The sequence below is a fragment of the Trinickia sp. genome, assembly GCF_051954495.1.
In the GTDB taxonomy this organism is placed as follows: domain Bacteria; phylum Pseudomonadota; class Gammaproteobacteria; order Burkholderiales; family Burkholderiaceae; genus Trinickia.
Window position 1 is genome coordinate 43,836 of sequence record NZ_JBQCHR010000033.1, and the last position, 14,617, is coordinate 58,452.

The following is a 14,617-nucleotide window of genomic DNA, read 5'->3' on the forward strand; positions in this document are numbered from 1 at the left end:
CCTCAATGCGCCGCGATATACGACTTGACCGCCGCCAACCCATCCTTGCCGTCGATCGTGGTCACGCCTGCCAACCACTTGTCCAGCACCTGCGGGTTCTTCTTCAGCCACTGCGCCGCGGCCTTGTTCGGATCTTCCTTATCCATGATCGGCATCATCACGTGGTTCTCGATATCCGTCGTAAACCGCAGATTCGACACGAGCTTCGCCGCATTCGGGCAGCGCGCCGCATAATCGGGCGGCGTGGCCGTGAAGACCTTCGCCTCCCCATAGTTCGGCCCGAACACCGCGTCGCCGCCGCTCAGGTAGTCGATCTTCATCTGCACGTTCATCGGATGCGGCTCCCACCCGAGGAATACGATCCATTGCTTTTCGCGAATGGCCTTCTGCACCTGCACGAGCATCCCGGCTTCGCTCGATTCCACGAGCTTGAACTTGCCCAGACCGAATTGGTTGCCCTTGATCATCTTGTCGATCAACGCATTGCCGTCGTTGCCCGGCTCGATGCCGTAGATGCGGCCGTCGAGCTTATCGGCGTACTTTTGAATATCGGCGAACGTTTTCAAGCCGCCGTTATAAACGTAATCGGGTACGGCCAGCGTATATTTCGCGCCCGTGAGATTCGGCGTGCCGAGCACTTCGATTTGCTTGGCTTTGACGAAAGGCTCGATCATCGGATCCATCGTGGGCGACCAGTAGCCGAGGAAGACGTCGATCTGCTTGCTCTTGATGCCCGCGAACGTAATCGGCACCGAGGCGATCGTCTTCGTCGGGTTGTAGCCGAGCCCTTGGAAAACGGCCGAGGCGAGCCCGGTCGTCGCCGCGATATCGGTCCATCCCACATCGGCGAACCGCACATTGCGGCACACGGCCGGATCGGCCGCATAGGCGCTCGTCGTCACCAGCGCGGCAGCCGCGCAAGCCCAGCCGGCTTTCATCAAGCGTCGATTCATCAGACTCTCCTCATTTCGTACGGTTCGTACAGTTATATCGGCTTAGCGCCGTTTTCGGAAAACGTCCATCCAAATACGAAGGAGTCCTAACTACACAGCCGGAGGACTCTCAATCGTTGCCTTCGAATCAATTCACTTGCCGGCGTTCCCGGCTCGGCGCATAACCGAACTGCGCGCGATAGGCCTTGCTGAAATGGCACGGCGACTGAAAGCCGCATATGGTCGTCACACGGGCGACCGATGCGTCGGTCGTGCGCAGCAAGTCGCGCGCTCGGCGCAATCGCAGCGACAGATAGTAGTGGGTGGGCGATACGTCGAGATACACCTTGAACATGCGCTGCAGATGGCGTTGCGACAGCCGGACGAGCCGCGCGAGTTCCTCGAGGGAAAGCGGCTCTTCGATGTTGGCTTCCATGAGGCGCACGACTTCGATCAGTTCGGCGCGCGAGAAGCCGATGCGCGCGTCGACCGGAATCGGCTGATGATCGGACGCGCTGCGAATGCGCTCGAGGATGAATTGTGCCGACACCTGCGCGGCCAGATGGGTGCCCAAACGCTGACCGACCAGATGCAGCATCAAGTCGAGCGGCGCCGTGCCGCCCGTGCAAGTCAATCGGTCGCGATCGATGACGAACAGTTCGTCGGTGAATTTCACGCGCGGAAACTCGGCGTGCAGCGACGACATGTCCTCCCAATGGACGGTGCACCGGTAGTCGTCGAGCAGCCCGGCGCTCATGAGCGCGTAAGCGCCCGTGCAAATCGCCCCGAGCCGCACGCCGCGGTCGCCGAGATCGGCCAGGAGCGCCTTCACGCGCGTATCCACGGCGCTGCGGATCTGCGTGCCGCCGCAGACGATGAGCACGTCCGGCATGCCCACCTCCTCGAGCGTTCGAGTAGGCGTGACGGTCACGCCGTTGCTCGCCCGCACCGGGACGCCGTCCGCCGACACGACGGACCATCGGTAGTGCGTCGCGCGGCTGACGTAGTTCGTCATTCGCAACACCTCGACGGCGCTCGTGAAAGCGATCATCGAGAAGTTCGGCAGCGTCAAGAACCCGAAGTGAGCGGGCGTCGACTCTGCAAGGTCAGGCTGCATCACGGTAGCCGGCGTCATGCTTGCCCTCGCCTGGCTCAGCTCTGCGCCGCGGGCTGCTGGGCCCCGCTGCGCGAGCGCATGGCGCTGCGCAACCCGCTCAAGAGCGGCGCTTTCACCGTACCCGGCGCGCGGCCGAAGCTTTCCGTGATGCGATCGAGAATGATGGCGAGCAACACGACCGACAAGCCGCTTTCGAAGCCGAGCCCGATGTCGAGCCGCTGAATGCTCGCCAGAACGTCGTTGCCCAACCCGCCCGCGCCCACCATCGACGCGATGATCACCATCGACAACGCCATCATGATGGTCTGGTTGACGCCTTGCATGATCGACGGCAATGCGTTCGGGAATTGCACCTTATAGAGCAATTGCCAGGGCGTGCAGCCGAACGCCTGCCCCGCTTCGACGATTTCGCGATTGACGTGGCGGATGCCGAGGCTCGTCAAACGCACGGCGGGCGGCATGGCGAAAATCACGGTCGACAAAATACCCGGGACACGGCCGAGCCCGAACAGCATCGCGGCCGGGATCAGATAGACGAAGGCCGGCATCGTCTGCATCAGATCGAGGATCGGACGCACGACGAGCGCCACGTGCTTGTTCTTGGCCGTCCAAATGCCGAGCGGAATGCCGAACAGCAGGCTGATCAACGTGGATGAGAGCGTGAGCCCGAGCGTGATGACGGTTTGATCCCAGAAGCCCGTTGCGTAGATCAACAACAGCGAAAGCGTCGTAAACAATCCGAAGCGCCAGCCTACCCGCCAAAGCCCGATGCAGATGAAGAACGCCATGAGCGCCCACATCGGAATGGCCTGCAAGCCATGCTCGACGAGCGCGGCAAGGCTTTCGATCGCGCGACCGACCGCGTCGAACGCACGGCTGTCATGGTCGAGCAGATAGTGAACCGATTGGTCGACCCAAGTACCGAGTGGGATCATTTCAGACATGAGAACCTCGCGTACGGGTGATGGCTTGAAGAACGACGGCGCGATCGACCGAGCCGCAGTAGCAGCCGTCGTCGTCGACCACCGGCAGCGCGCGCGGGTGGGCCACGACGCGCGACACGACCTGCTCGAGCGTCGCGGAGCGCGCGATGCACTCGACCTGCGCGAGACGAGGCGCACTGTCGCCGAGCGCCTCGCGCGTCACGAAGCCGCGAATCTTGCGTTGTGCATCGAGCACGAACGCATAGTCGGCGCTGCCGTTCAGCGACGCCGCTACACCTGCCGCATCGAACTGCCGCACGAGCGGCACGGCATCGGTCTGCATCAGATCGCCCGCCGTCAAATACCGGCTGGTGTCCACGCCCTCGAAGAACGCGCGCACATACTCGTTGGACGGATTGCTGATGATTTCCTGCGGCGTGCCGAGCTGCACGAGGCGGCCGCCTTCCATGATCGCGATCCGGTTGCCGATGCGCAGCGCTTCTTCCAAGTCGTGCGAAACGAACATGATCGTGCGCCGCTGCTCCTTTTGCAGCTGCAGCAACACGTTCTGCATTTCCTTGCGCTTGAGCGGATCGAGTGCGGAAAACGCTTCGTCCATGATCATGAGCGAAGGGTTGACCGCCAGCGCGCGCGCCAGGCCGACACGCTGCTGCATGCCGCCGGACAGCTCGGCGGGCAGCTTGTGCGCGAACGGCGCAAGGCCCACTTGCTCGAGCACGGTCATCGCCCGCGCCTCGCGCTCCTTGCGGCCCACGCCGGCCACTTCGAGCCCGAACGAGGCGTTCGACAGCACGGTGCGCTGCGGCATGAGCGCGAACGATTGGAACACCATGCTCATGTCTTTTCGGCGCAGTGCGGTCAGCTCCCCGCGCCGCGCCGTGACGACATCGCGCCCGTCGATCAGCACCTTGCCGGCGGTCGGGTCGACCAGACGGTTCACCAGACGAATCAACGTCGATTTACCGGAGCCGGACAGCCCCATCAGCACGAAAATCTCGCCCTCGGGCACATCGAACGACACGTCGTGCACGCCGACGACCTGCCCCGTGCGGGCGAAGATCTCGTCCTTCGTCGCGCCGCCGGCCAGCATGTCGAGCGCTTGCTTGGGATTTGCGCCGAATACCTTGCAAAGCCCCTGCACTCTTACCTTCGGTGAACTCATCTCTTCCGTCTCCTTGCGGCAGGCCAATGCCTGCACAGTCTGCCTACATGGTTGCCAGAAAAATCCCCAAGTAGCCGACGAATTCCGACGCACGCTTGCGAAAAAGCGACACGAGCATGTCGCCTCGCCGAGCATTTTTCCCGGCGGAGGGCCGTAGCATAAGGCTCTGCGCGACGAATGCAATCCCCGCATGCGAAGCGCATGTCGCGAAACGGCAGATTCGCGTCCGAAAACGCGTCAGCAGTGCGCATATCGGCTGGCAATACTCAGCCCAACCGGATCCGTACCCGAATGGAATCCGACCAGGCGAGCCGGGCAGCCAGCCGGCCGTACCGACTATAACGACGACGGAGCGCACGATGACTCACCCGAAGATACAGTCACGCCTAACGTCCACGGCGCTCGGCGCCGCGGCGCTATTGATCGGATCGCTCCATGCGCCGGCGGCGCTCGCGCAAGCCGCCGATGCGAGCGGCGCCGCCGCGAGCGCTCCGGCCGCGGCCACCGCCACGGCGGCCGCCGATCCCGCTTCGGCCACGCCGCCGGCGACAGCCGCGGCTCCGGCGGCTCCGGCGGCAGCGCCGCCCGCCTCGCCGTTTACCGCCAACGTTACGCTTGCCTCGCAGTACGTGTCGCGCGGTTTCCGTCAAACCTGGGGCAAACCCGCAATCCAAGGCGGTTTCGACTACACCCACCCGAGCGGATTATTCGCGGGCACTTGGCTGTCGAGCGTCAGCGGCAAGTTCATCGAAGGCGGCACGGTCGAATGGGATCTCTACGGCGGGTACGGCGGCGCGCTCGGCGATCTGTCGTACACCGGCACGATCTACTACTACGTGTATCCGGGCGCGCGCATGTCGGCGGCCAATACGAGCTACAACTACGGCGAATTCGTCGCGGGGCTCACGTACAAGTGGTTCACGGCGAAGTATTGGCTCACCTACACGCCTAATTACTTCGGCTACGACAGCCAATCGCTCGGCATCGGCAACGGCAAAGGCAGCCGCGGTTCGGGCTACCTCGACCTGAACACGAACATCGATCTCACGCACGGCTTCTCGCTGCTGCTGCACTACGGCTGGGAGCGCGTGCAGAACTTCTCGGCCTACAACTGGCAAGACGGGAAGATTGCGGTGTCCAAAACATTCGATGGCGGATGGACGCTGACCGGAGCCGTCACGAAGGCTTGGGGCGCCACCAACGTCTACGACCGTTACACAACCGGCGCGCCGGATTCATCGGGCAACATCGCCGTATCGAATCCGTTGAAAACGACGTTCTTTGCGACGATTACGAAGGTCTTTTGAGTCTTGCCGCCAAGCACGGACGGCGCGGGTAGGACTTCGCGCCGTCCGTTTTTGTTTCCATGACAGAATGGCCGCGTCGTGCTACCGCCAACACGCCAAAGGCCATGTCAGACTCACTCCGTTCGGTCGATCCTCCCCTCAAGCGTCGCCGCTCTCTCGTCCTCGCTGCCTGCGCGGCGCTCGTCGCCGCCGGGTGCTCCATCCTCGCCGCGGCAGACCCTAACGCGCTCTGGCAAATCGTCAGTCTCGACTGCGTGCCGGCTGCGCGCACGAAAGGCAATCCTGGGATCTGCGCGAGCGTCGATCTTCCGGGGCGCTTCGCCATCTTGCGGGATCGCAATGGCGCGGCACAGCATTTGTTGATTCCGACCGATCGCGTCTCCGGCATTGAAAGCCCCCTGCTGCTCGCACCCGATGCCCCGAACTATTGGGCCGATGCTTGGAATGCGCGGCGCTATGTGGAACGCGCGCTGCAAAAAGCTCGGCGGGCGCCGCTGCCCGACGACGAGATCGGGCTCGAAATCAATTCGGCCATGCGTCGCTCGCAAGAGCAGCTTCATATTCACATCGATTGCATGAGTGCGAGCGCCACGGCCGCGCTGGCCTCGCATCGAAACGACCCGCCGCGGGTCTGGACCGACGCCGCGATCGACGGCGCACGCTACCGCGTCATGCGCATACCGGGCGGTGCGTTCGATTTCAATCCGTTCGACATCGTCGCGCGAGATCGAGCGGGCCCCGACAGGATGGCGTCGCAGACGATTCTCGTCACCGGTGCGGGAGCGCAAGGCACAGACGCCGGATGGTTCATCGTCAACAGCAGCCTCGATACCGATGGCGGGACCGGCTCGGCCGAAACGCTGCTCGATCATCGATGCGGGCAGTCGTCCTGATGCTTGCAGGTTGTAAGTAGACGTGGAGGCCGCACTACCGGTCGCCGCACGATTTCACGTTGTTTTCTATCGAATCGGCGCATTGCACCGCTCGTTTGCAATTTTTTGCACTTTTTTGAATGCCTTTGTCAAACGCCATGCTGCAAAATGCCGCCGCATGGCGGCGTCGCGCCGCGTGCCGCGAGTTGAAGCCAGCCGGCGGCGCGAGGCGTGCTACATGCGGTGGGACAGCAATTCGCCATCGATAAAGACAGGCAAGCGATTAGGGCAAAGACAATGCAAAACATTACGCGCCGATTTGCGGTCGCCGCGCTCGCGGCGGCGGCCATCGCCAATTTGAACGGTTGCACGTCGGTCTATACCGAAAGCGCCACGGCCGGCGCAGGTATCGCCGGCGCAGCGCTCGCGTCGAAGGTCACACGCAACGCAGCTGTCGCGACCGGTATCGGCCTTGGCGCCGTCGCCGCCGCGAAGGCCGGCGTGCAATACACCGAACGCGTCGTGCACCGGGATACGCAAAACATGATCGCGACCGCCGCCGGGCCGCTGGCCGTCGGCGCGGTTGCGCCCTGGAGCGTCAAGCACACCGTGGCGATCGAGCCCGACGAACATGGCCGCGTGACCGTTAGCCGCGCCATCAGCACCGGTGCGCTCGATTGCAAGGAAATCGTCTTCTCGGTCGACGCGGACGCGACCAAGGACAAGCCGGCCACGAGCGCGTTCTATGTGGCCTCGGTCTGCCGCGACGGCAACGCATGGAAATGGGCGTCGGCGGAGCCGGCAACCGAACGCTGGGGTGCACTGCAATGAACGCGCGCATGAGGCTGATCGCCCTCGTGCTTTCCTGCGTGGGCGCAAGCGCTGCCATGACGGGCTGTTCGTCGATCGGCGCGGCAAGCGGCGCGGTGGCGGGCGTCGCGACGGGCGCCGTCACTTCAAACCCGGCGGTGGGAATCGGCGTCGGCATCGCTGTGCAGTCCGCGACGGACGAAGCCGTGAATCGCTACATGCGAAGCATGCACCGCGACCAGCAGGATAGGATCGCGATGCTGGTGGGCGAGATGCCGCTGGGTGCGTCCCAGCCATGGCGAGTCGAGCATACCCTGCCGATCGAAAACGGCCACGGCGAGGTGCGCGTCACCCGCGTATTCGACACGGCGCTGACGAGCTGCAAGGAATTTGCGTTCTCGGTCGTCGACGGCGACAAACCGAACGCGCCGGTGGACTGGTTTACCGCAAGCGCGTGCCGGCAAGGCGGACGGTGGAAATGGGCGTCGGCGGAACCCGCGGTCGACCGATGGGGGACGTTGCAGTAGGGGCTACGGAAGACATGGAAGCCAACCGGCCGGGCTAGCCGCGACGTGCCGATACGACATCGACGCCATCGGGCATCGATGATCGGCTACGCCCTCACTGCGCTTCCATGACGAGCAACTGCGCCCCGTCGGCGACCTGATCGCCGACCCCATAGAGCACCTCGGCCACTTTGCCCGAAGCCGGCGCGCCGATCGTGTGCTCCATCTTCATCGCCTCCATGACGATCAAGGGCGCGCCCTTTTCCACGACCGCGCCGGGCTCGACGAGCACCGCGATGACCTTGCCCGGCATCGGCGCGGTCAGGCGTCCCTCGCCATGCTCGGCATCGGCCGCGTGGGCCAACAGATTTTGCCATTCGAACGAGAGCGCAAAGCCCTGACAGAAGACATGAAACACGTCGCCGTCGAGAAATACCCGCCCCGTCACGCGCCGCTCGCCGAAACGCGCGCCGAACGTATGCGGCTCGTTGCCTTGCCACCAGTCGAACGTTTCCGATACGCCGTCGTGCTCGAGCGAGCGCGTCCCGTTCTCGCGCACGTAGGTCGCTTTGAACGTCGCGTCGTTTTCGACGTCGCGCCATTCGATCGTTTGCCGATAGCCGCCGTTCAGGCGCCAATGCGAGAGCGCATCCCACGGCGACGCCCCATGCGCGACACCGCCCTCGCGCGTCAGCAGCGCGGCGCAAGCCAGCGCCAGCGCCTCTTTGAAGGGCCGCTCGGCAGGGGCGAACAATTGAGCGTGGTTGCGCTCGATGAGCCCCGTATCGAGATCGGCCGTGGCGAACGGCTCGCATTCCACGATACGCTGCAGGAACGCGACATTCGTCTGCGGACCGACCGCTTCGCAACCTTGCAGCGCGCGGCTCATGCGCGCGAGCGCTTCCTTGCGATCGGCGCCGTGCACGATCACCTTCGCGATCATCGGATCGTAGAACGGGGTGATCGTATCGCCTTCGCGCACACCGCTGTCGATCCGCACCGGCGCGCGCGAAGGCGCACCAAGCGAGAATTCGACGGCTTCGGGCATCCGCAGATACTTTAGCGTGCCCGTCGACGGCAGGAACCCGCGAGCCGGGTTCTCCGCGTACACGCGCGCTTCGATCGCGTGGCCGTCGATGCGCAGTTGATCCTGCCGCAACGGCAGCGGCTCGCCCGCGGCGACGCGCAACTGCCATTCGACGAGGTCTTGCCCGGTGATCATCTCCGTGACCGGGTGCTCGACCTGCAGCCGCGTGTTCATCTCCATGAAGTAGAACGCGCTGTCGGTCATGATGAATTCGACCGTGCCCGCGCCCACGTACGACACAGCCCGGGCAGCAGCCACCGCGGCCTCGCCCATGGCGCGGCGCACCTCGTCCGATAGGCCCGGCGCGGGGGCTTCCTCGAGCACCTTCTGATGACGGCGCTGCACCGAACAATCGCGATCGAACAGGTAGACCGCGCCGCCGAGTCGATCGGCGAAGACCTGCACTTCGACGTGACGCGGGCGCAACAAATACTTTTCGATCAACACGCGATCGTTGCCGAAGCTGCTGGCCGCCTCGCGTTTGCACGACGCCAGCGCCGCGGCGAAATCCTCGCTCTTTTCGACCACGCGCATGCCCTTGCCGCCGCCGCCCGCGCTTGCCTTGAGCAGCACCGGATAGCCGATCGCGTCGGCTTCGCGGTGCAAAAGTTCGGCGTCTTGCTCATCGCCGTGATAGCCCGGTACGAGCGGCACGGCGGCCGCTTGCATGAGCGCCTTCGCCGCGGCCTTGGATCCCATCGCGGCGATGGCCGAAACCGGCGGGCCGATGAAGACGAGCCCGGCTGCCTCGCACGCTTGCGCGAACGCTTCGTTTTCCGAAAGAAAACCGTAACCCGGATGCACGGCTTGCGCACCCGTGCTCAAGGCGGCCTCGATGATGCGCTCGATGCGCAGATAGCTTTCGCCCGCGGCCGAGCCGCCGATATGCACCGCTTCGTCGCATGCGGCGACATGCTTCGCGTTCGCGTCGGCGTCGGAGTACACCGCGACGCTCGCAATCCCGAGCCGCTTGCAGGTCGCGGCCACGCGGCAAGCGATTTCACCGCGGTTCGCAATCAAAATCTTGTTGAACATGAATAATCTCGCAATGAAGCGGCTATCGGTTGCAATCGGTTGAATCGGCTACCGTCGAGAACGGATCAATCGCGCCAGGCAGGCGCGCGCTTTTCGAGGAACGATGCGACGCCCTCGCGCCCTTCTTCGCCGGCGCGAATCTGAGCGATGCGGCGAGCGGTATCGTCGATCAACGCTTCGTCGATCGCGCGGCCCGCTACGTCCTGCACCAGGCGCTTCGATTCGCGCACGGCCCGCGGACCGTTGGCGCACAGCGCGGCCGCGACTTTCTGGACCGCGGCGTCGAGCGCGTCGGACGCCACGACCTCATGCACGAGCCCGAGCCGCTGCGCCGTTGCGCAATCGAACGGCTCGGCCGTCGTGAAGTAGCGCCGCGATGCGCGCTCGCCCAGCGCGCGAACGACGTAAGGCGCGATCGTCGCCGCAATGAGGCCGAGGCGCGCTTCCGATAGACAAAACCGCGCCGAGTCGACGGCCACGACGATGTCGCTCGCGGCGACGAGGCCGACGCCACCGGCGTAAGCATCACCCGACACACGCGCGATGACGGGCTTCGAGGCTCGGTAGATGGCCGACAGCATGTCCGCAAGACGGCGCGCATCGACGCAGTTCTCTTCGTCGGAGAACGTCGCCATCTTCTTCATCCAGTTCAGATCCGCCCCCGCGCAAAACGCCGGACCGTTGGCGGCGAGCACGATCGCGCGCACGTCCTCGCGGCGATCGAGCTGGGCGAATGCATCGGTCAGCTCGGCGATCGTCGTTTCGTTGAACGCGTTTCGCACGTCCGGGCGGTTGAGCGTCACAGTCGCGACATGTCCGGCGAACGCCACTTCCAGCATGCTGTATTGCATTGATCGTCTCCAGTGCCTGCTACTCGGGCGACTTGCGCTGCTCTACTTTCTCGTTCGTTTCGCCGCGCATTACATTCTGAACACGCCGAAACGCGTTTCCTCGATCGGCGCATTCATTGCCGCCGATAGCCCCAGGCCGAGCACGTCGCGCGTTTGGGCCGGATCGATGACGCCGTCGTCCCACAGCCGCGCGCTGGCGTAATAAGGGTGGCCCTGATGCTCGTATTGATCGCGAATGGGCTGTTTGAATGCTTCCTCTTCCTCGGCGCTCCACGTGCCGCCCTTTGCTTCGATGCCGTCTCGCTTGACCGTCGCCAGCACCGACGCGGCTTGCTCGCCGCCCATCACCGAGATGCGCGCGTTCGGCCACATCCACAAGAAACGCGGCGAATAAGCGCGGCCGCACATGCCGTAGTTGCCGGCCCCGAAGGAGCCGCCGATGATGACCGTGAATTTCGGCACCTTCGCGGTGGCGACCGCCGTGACCATCTTCGCGCCGTTGCGCGCGATACCCTCGTTCTCGTACTTGCGGCCCACCATGAAGCCCGTGATGTTCTGCAGGAACACGAGCGGAATCTTGCGCTGGCAGCACAGTTCGATGAAATGCGCGCCCTTCACGGCCGATTCCGAGAACAGAATGCCGTTGTTCGCGATGATGCCCACGGGGTGGCCCCAAATGTGGGCGAAGCCGGTGACGAGCGTCGTGCCGAAGCGGGCCTTGAATTCGTCGAATTCGGAATCGTCGACGATGCGCGCGATGACTTCACGCACGTCGAACGGCTTGCGCGTATCCACGGGAATCACGCCATAGAGGCTTTGCGCGTCGTAGCGCGGCGGCTTGGCTTCGCGCATCGCCACGGGCGGTTGCTTCGTGCGGTTCAGCTTGCCGACGATGCCGCGCGCCAAACCGAGCGCATGCGCGTCGTTTTGCGCGAGGTGATCGGCCACGCCCGACAGACGCGTATGCACGTCGCCGCCGCCGAGATCCTCGGCGCTGACCTCCTCGCCCGTCGCCGCCTTCACGAGCGGCGGGCCGCCCAGGAAAATCGTGCCCTGGTTCTTGACGATGATCGACTCGTCGCTCATGGCCGGCACGTAGGCGCCGCCCGCCGTGCACGAGCCCATGACGACGGCGATCTGCGCGATGCCCGCCGCCGACATGTTGGCCTGATTGAAAAAGATGTGGCCGAAATGATCGCGATCGGGGAAGACGTCGTCTTGATTGGGCAGATTGGCGCCCCCCGAATCGACGAGGTACACGCACGGCAACCGGTTTTCGAACGCGATTTCCTGTGCGCGAACGTGCTTCTTGACCGTCATGGGGTAGTACGTACCGCCTTTGACCGTCGCATCGTTGCACACGATCACGCACTCTTGGCCGGCGATACGGCCGATGCCCGTAATGACGCCCGCACCGGGCGCGGCATCGTGATACATGCCGTAGGCCGCCAACTGCGAGAACTCGAGGAACGGCGTGCCCGGATCGAGCAACTGCGCGATGCGATCGCGCGGCAGCAGCTTGCCGCGCGAAACGTGCTTGTCGCGCGCGGCTTGTCCGCCGCCGAGCGCGAGATGCGCCACCTTCGCGCGCAGGTCGGCGACGACCGCCTCCAGCGCCGCAGCATTCGCTCGAAACTCGTCCGAGCGCGGGTTCAACTTACTTTCGATGATCGGCATAAGGCTCGATGCTCCGTCTCGCGCTTGATGAGGATCGCAATCAAAGGGTTTCGGCGAACAGCTCGCGGCCGATCAACATGCGCCGCACTTCGCTCGTGCCCGCGCCGATCTCATAGAGCTTCGCATCGCGCCAGAGGCGGCCGACCGGGTATTCGTTGATGTAGCCGTTGCCGCCAAGGACCTGAATGGCTTCGCCCGCCATCCACGTGGCCTTTTCCGCGGTGTAGAGAATGACGCCTGCGCAATCCTTGCGCACTTGGCGCACGTGTTCCTTGCCGAGCGTATCGAGCTGGCGGCCGACGGCGTAAAGGTACGCACGGCAGGCTTGCAGCGTCGTGTACATATCGGCCACCTTGCCTTGAATCAGCTGGAATTCGCCGATCGGCTGGCCGAACTGCTTGCGGTCGTGGATGTAGGGCACCACGGCGTCCATGCACGCGAGCATGATGCCCGTCGGGCCGCCGGCCAGCACGGCCCGCTCGTAGTCGAGCCCGCTCATTAGCACCTTCACGCCGCCGTGCAGCTGGCCGAGGATGTTTTCCTCGGGCACTTCCACGTCTTGGAACACGAGTTCGCCGGTGTGCGAGCCGCGCATGCCGAGCTTGTCGAGTTTTTGCGCGACCGAGAAACCCTTCATGCCCTTTTCGACGATGAAGGCCGTGATGCCTTTCGCGCCGGCTTCCACATCCGTCTTCGCATAGACGACGAGCGTGTCGCAATCGGGGCCGTTCGTGATCCACATCTTCGTGCCGTTCAGCACGTAGCGATCGCCGCGCTTGTCGGCGCGCAGCTTCATGCTGACGACGTCGGAACCCGCGTTCGGTTCGCTCATCGCCAACGCGCCGACGTGCTCGCCCGACACCAGCTTGGGCAGGTACTTGCGCTTCTGCGCTTCGGTGCCGTTGCGGTGGATCTGGTTCACGCACAGGTTCGAATGCGCGCCGTAGGACAGGCCGATCGACGCCGAAGCGCGCGAGATTTCCTCCATCGCCACCATGTGCGCCGTATAGCCCATGTTGGCGCCGCCGTATTCCTCCGACACGGTCATGCCGAGCACGCCCAGTTCGCCGAATTTACGCCACAAGTCCATCGGGAATTGATCGGTGCGGTCGACTTCGCCCGCCCGCGGCGCGATTTCCTTGGCGGCGAAGTTGGCGATGGCGTCGCGCAGCATGTCGATGTCTTCGCCGAGCGCGAACTGCAAACCAGGCACGTTGCTCATGAAATGTCTCCTCGAATTCCGAATGTCCGATGGGGCCGGTCGCGGCCTGCGAGCGGCGCGTGCGCTCGGTCAACGCGCATTTCACGCCACATTTACGTACGCGTCAACTATTTTTTGAGTGACGCTCATTTTTATGCGATCGAGCGCTGAACAGGCTTGGCAGTGCTACTATCCAGGCGAACGATCTAGCGGATACACCAAAGTTGAATACGACTCAACCGGCGGAAGAATCGAAGGCGGAAACCGCCGGCGCGCGGCGTCAGCCGGCCGGCCGAAAGTCTCAGCAACGCGTGAAGGACATCCTTCAGGCGGGACGCGACGTGTTTTCGGAAAAAGGGTATGAGCGCGCGACGACGGCGGAGATCGCGCAGCGGCTCGGCGTGTCCGAGGCCACGGTATTCAGCTACTTTCGCGGCAAGCGGGAGCTTTGCGCGCGGGTGATCGCCGATTGGTACGACGAAATCATCGCCGCGATCGAAACGGGATTGCCGCGCGACGGCAGTGCGCGTCAGCAGTTCTCCTTCATTGTCCGGACGCACTTGCGCCTGATGCTCGTGCACGGCACGGGCATGTGCTCGCTGGTTTTATCCGAGGGGCGCGCGAAACATCACGAACTCAGCGCCGAACTCACCTCTTTGCAGCGCCGCTACACGGCCCCGCTCATGCGCGTGCTGTCTCAAGCGCAGCAAACTGGGCAAATTCGGCCCGACCTGCCGTTGCGCTTGATGCGCTCGATGGTGTTCGGCCCGATGGAGCACGTGCTGTGGGATGCGACGCTCGCGCACCGCACGCTCGATATCGACGTCACGGCCGATCGACTCGCCGATACGCTATGGACCGCCCTGCAGCCGCCCGCGCCCGCGCTCGCTTCGCTCGTGCGGTTGAAGGAGGATCTGGACGAAGCCATGCGGCGCTATGAAGCCGCGGTGCAGTTCAGCGAACGGGGACGCGAGCCCGCCGGCGCAGAGAATAAAAAGCACGCGGATCAGCCCATCAAGACGGGCAATTGAAGCGGGACATCGAAGACGGGGAGCGCGGACGACGGTAACCGGGCCTTCGTTCGCTTGCCGAACGCCCGTCACGCGACTATCGTTA

At 64.1% G+C, this 14,617-nt stretch carries 12 protein-coding genes and 1 pseudogene; 5 read left to right on the forward strand and 8 right to left on the reverse strand.

Features of this window, described 5'->3' with window-relative positions; genetic code table 11:
• Nucleotides 1–2: 2 nt before the first annotated feature.
• The 4 genes and pseudogenes from ACTHNR_RS05190 to ACTHNR_RS05205 form a co-directional block, all read right to left on the reverse strand.
• Nucleotides 3–938 (reverse strand): choline ABC transporter substrate-binding protein, encoded by a 936-nt coding sequence (locus ACTHNR_RS05190; RefSeq protein WP_440546500.1) that lies wholly within the window; start codon nucleotides 936–938, stop codon nucleotides 3–5.
• A gap of 142 nt (nucleotides 939–1,080) precedes the next feature.
• Nucleotides 1,081–2,067: a GlxA family transcriptional regulator gene (locus tag ACTHNR_RS05195; RefSeq protein WP_440546465.1), complete on the reverse strand. Its 987-nt coding sequence runs from the start codon at nucleotides 2,065–2,067 to the stop codon at nucleotides 1,081–1,083.
• A gap of 17 nt (nucleotides 2,068–2,084) precedes the next feature.
• Nucleotides 2,085–2,993: a choline ABC transporter permease subunit gene (gene choW, locus ACTHNR_RS05200; protein ID WP_440546466.1), complete on the reverse strand. Its 909-nt coding sequence runs from the start codon at nucleotides 2,991–2,993 to the stop codon at nucleotides 2,085–2,087.
• Nucleotides 2,986–4,269 (reverse strand): annotated as a pseudogene (locus ACTHNR_RS05205) (quaternary amine ABC transporter ATP-binding protein); the annotation flags it as partial. The gene choW and the pseudogene ACTHNR_RS05205, both read right to left, overlap by 8 nt.
• Nucleotides 4,270–4,514: 245 nt before the next feature.
• Between ACTHNR_RS05205 and ACTHNR_RS05210 the strand changes: the two are divergent.
• From ACTHNR_RS05210 to ACTHNR_RS05225, 4 genes are all read left to right on the forward strand, one after another.
• A complete protein-coding gene (locus ACTHNR_RS05210; RefSeq protein ID WP_440546467.1) occupies nucleotides 4,515–5,462 on the forward strand; it encodes a TorF family putative porin in 948 nt (315 codons plus the stop codon).
• A gap of 104 nt (nucleotides 5,463–5,566) precedes the next feature.
• The gene (locus ACTHNR_RS05215) at nucleotides 5,567–6,355 is read left to right on the forward strand and encodes a CDP-diacylglycerol diphosphatase (protein WP_440546468.1); all 789 of its coding nucleotides are present in this window, start codon (nucleotides 5,567–5,569) and stop codon (nucleotides 6,353–6,355) included.
• A gap of 276 nt (nucleotides 6,356–6,631) precedes the next feature.
• Complete coding sequence (locus ACTHNR_RS05220; RefSeq protein WP_440546469.1) at nucleotides 6,632–7,165, forward strand: hypothetical protein; 534 nt, start codon at nucleotides 6,632–6,634, stop codon at nucleotides 7,163–7,165.
• Nucleotides 7,166–7,173: 8 nt separating this feature from the next.
• On the forward strand, nucleotides 7,174–7,671 hold the full coding sequence (locus tag ACTHNR_RS05225; RefSeq protein ID WP_440546470.1) for a hypothetical protein: 498 nt from the start codon (nucleotides 7,174–7,176) through the stop codon (nucleotides 7,669–7,671).
• A gap of 94 nt (nucleotides 7,672–7,765) precedes the next feature.
• Here ACTHNR_RS05225 and ACTHNR_RS05230 read toward each other — a convergent pair whose 3' ends face one another.
• From ACTHNR_RS05230 to ACTHNR_RS05245, 4 genes are all read right to left on the reverse strand, one after another.
• Nucleotides 7,766–9,772 carry an acetyl/propionyl/methylcrotonyl-CoA carboxylase subunit alpha gene (locus tag ACTHNR_RS05230; protein ID WP_440546471.1) on the reverse strand — a complete coding sequence of 669 codons (2,007 nt, stop codon included), beginning with the start codon at nucleotides 9,770–9,772 and terminating at the stop codon, nucleotides 7,766–7,768.
• A 65-nt stretch (nucleotides 9,773–9,837) separates the two neighbouring features.
• Entirely contained in the window at nucleotides 9,838–10,623 is a 786-nt protein-coding gene (locus ACTHNR_RS05235; RefSeq protein ID WP_440546472.1) for an enoyl-CoA hydratase/isomerase family protein, read from the reverse strand.
• A 69-nt stretch (nucleotides 10,624–10,692) separates the two neighbouring features.
• On the reverse strand, nucleotides 10,693–12,300 hold the full coding sequence (locus ACTHNR_RS05240; RefSeq protein WP_440546473.1) for a carboxyl transferase domain-containing protein: 1,608 nt from the start codon (nucleotides 12,298–12,300) through the stop codon (nucleotides 10,693–10,695).
• 40 nt (nucleotides 12,301–12,340) lie between these two features.
• Complete coding sequence (locus ACTHNR_RS05245; RefSeq protein ID WP_440546474.1) at nucleotides 12,341–13,522, reverse strand: isovaleryl-CoA dehydrogenase; 1,182 nt, start codon at nucleotides 13,520–13,522, stop codon at nucleotides 12,341–12,343.
• Nucleotides 13,523–13,725: 203 nt separating this feature from the next.
• On the opposite strand from ACTHNR_RS05245, the gene ACTHNR_RS05250 reads away from it, so the two are divergent.
• On the forward strand, nucleotides 13,726–14,532 hold the full coding sequence (locus ACTHNR_RS05250) for a TetR/AcrR family transcriptional regulator (RefSeq protein WP_440546476.1): 807 nt from the start codon (nucleotides 13,726–13,728) through the stop codon (nucleotides 14,530–14,532).
• Nucleotides 14,533–14,617 lie beyond the last annotated feature (85 nt).

Coding starts and splice junctions, on each gene's coding strand:
- ACTHNR_RS05230 (WP_440546471.1), bottom strand. CDS start 9,772: ATGTTCAACAAGATTTTGATTGCGAACCGCGGTGAAATCGCTTGCCGC.
- ACTHNR_RS05195 (WP_440546465.1), bottom strand. CDS start 2,067: ATGACGCCGGCTACCGTGATGCAGCCTGACCTTGCAGAGTCGACGCCC.
- ACTHNR_RS05225 (WP_440546470.1), top strand. CDS start 7,174: ATGAGGCTGATCGCCCTCGTGCTTTCCTGCGTGGGCGCAAGCGCTGCC.
- ACTHNR_RS05245 (WP_440546474.1), bottom strand. CDS start 13,522: ATGAGCAACGTGCCTGGTTTGCAGTTCGCGCTCGGCGAAGACATCGAC.
- ACTHNR_RS05190 (WP_440546500.1), bottom strand. CDS start 938: ATGAAAGCCGGCTGGGCTTGCGCGGCTGCCGCGCTGGTGACGACGAGC.
- ACTHNR_RS05210 (WP_440546467.1), top strand. CDS start 4,515: ATGACTCACCCGAAGATACAGTCACGCCTAACGTCCACGGCGCTCGGC.
- ACTHNR_RS05240 (WP_440546473.1), bottom strand. CDS start 12,300: ATGCCGATCATCGAAAGTAAGTTGAACCCGCGCTCGGACGAGTTTCGA.
- ACTHNR_RS05215 (WP_440546468.1), top strand. CDS start 5,567: ATGTCAGACTCACTCCGTTCGGTCGATCCTCCCCTCAAGCGTCGCCGC.
- ACTHNR_RS05220 (WP_440546469.1), top strand. CDS start 6,632: ATGCAAAACATTACGCGCCGATTTGCGGTCGCCGCGCTCGCGGCGGCG.
- ACTHNR_RS05235 (WP_440546472.1), bottom strand. CDS start 10,623: ATGCAATACAGCATGCTGGAAGTGGCGTTCGCCGGACATGTCGCGACT.
- choW (WP_440546466.1), bottom strand. CDS start 2,993: ATGTCTGAAATGATCCCACTCGGTACTTGGGTCGACCAATCGGTTCAC.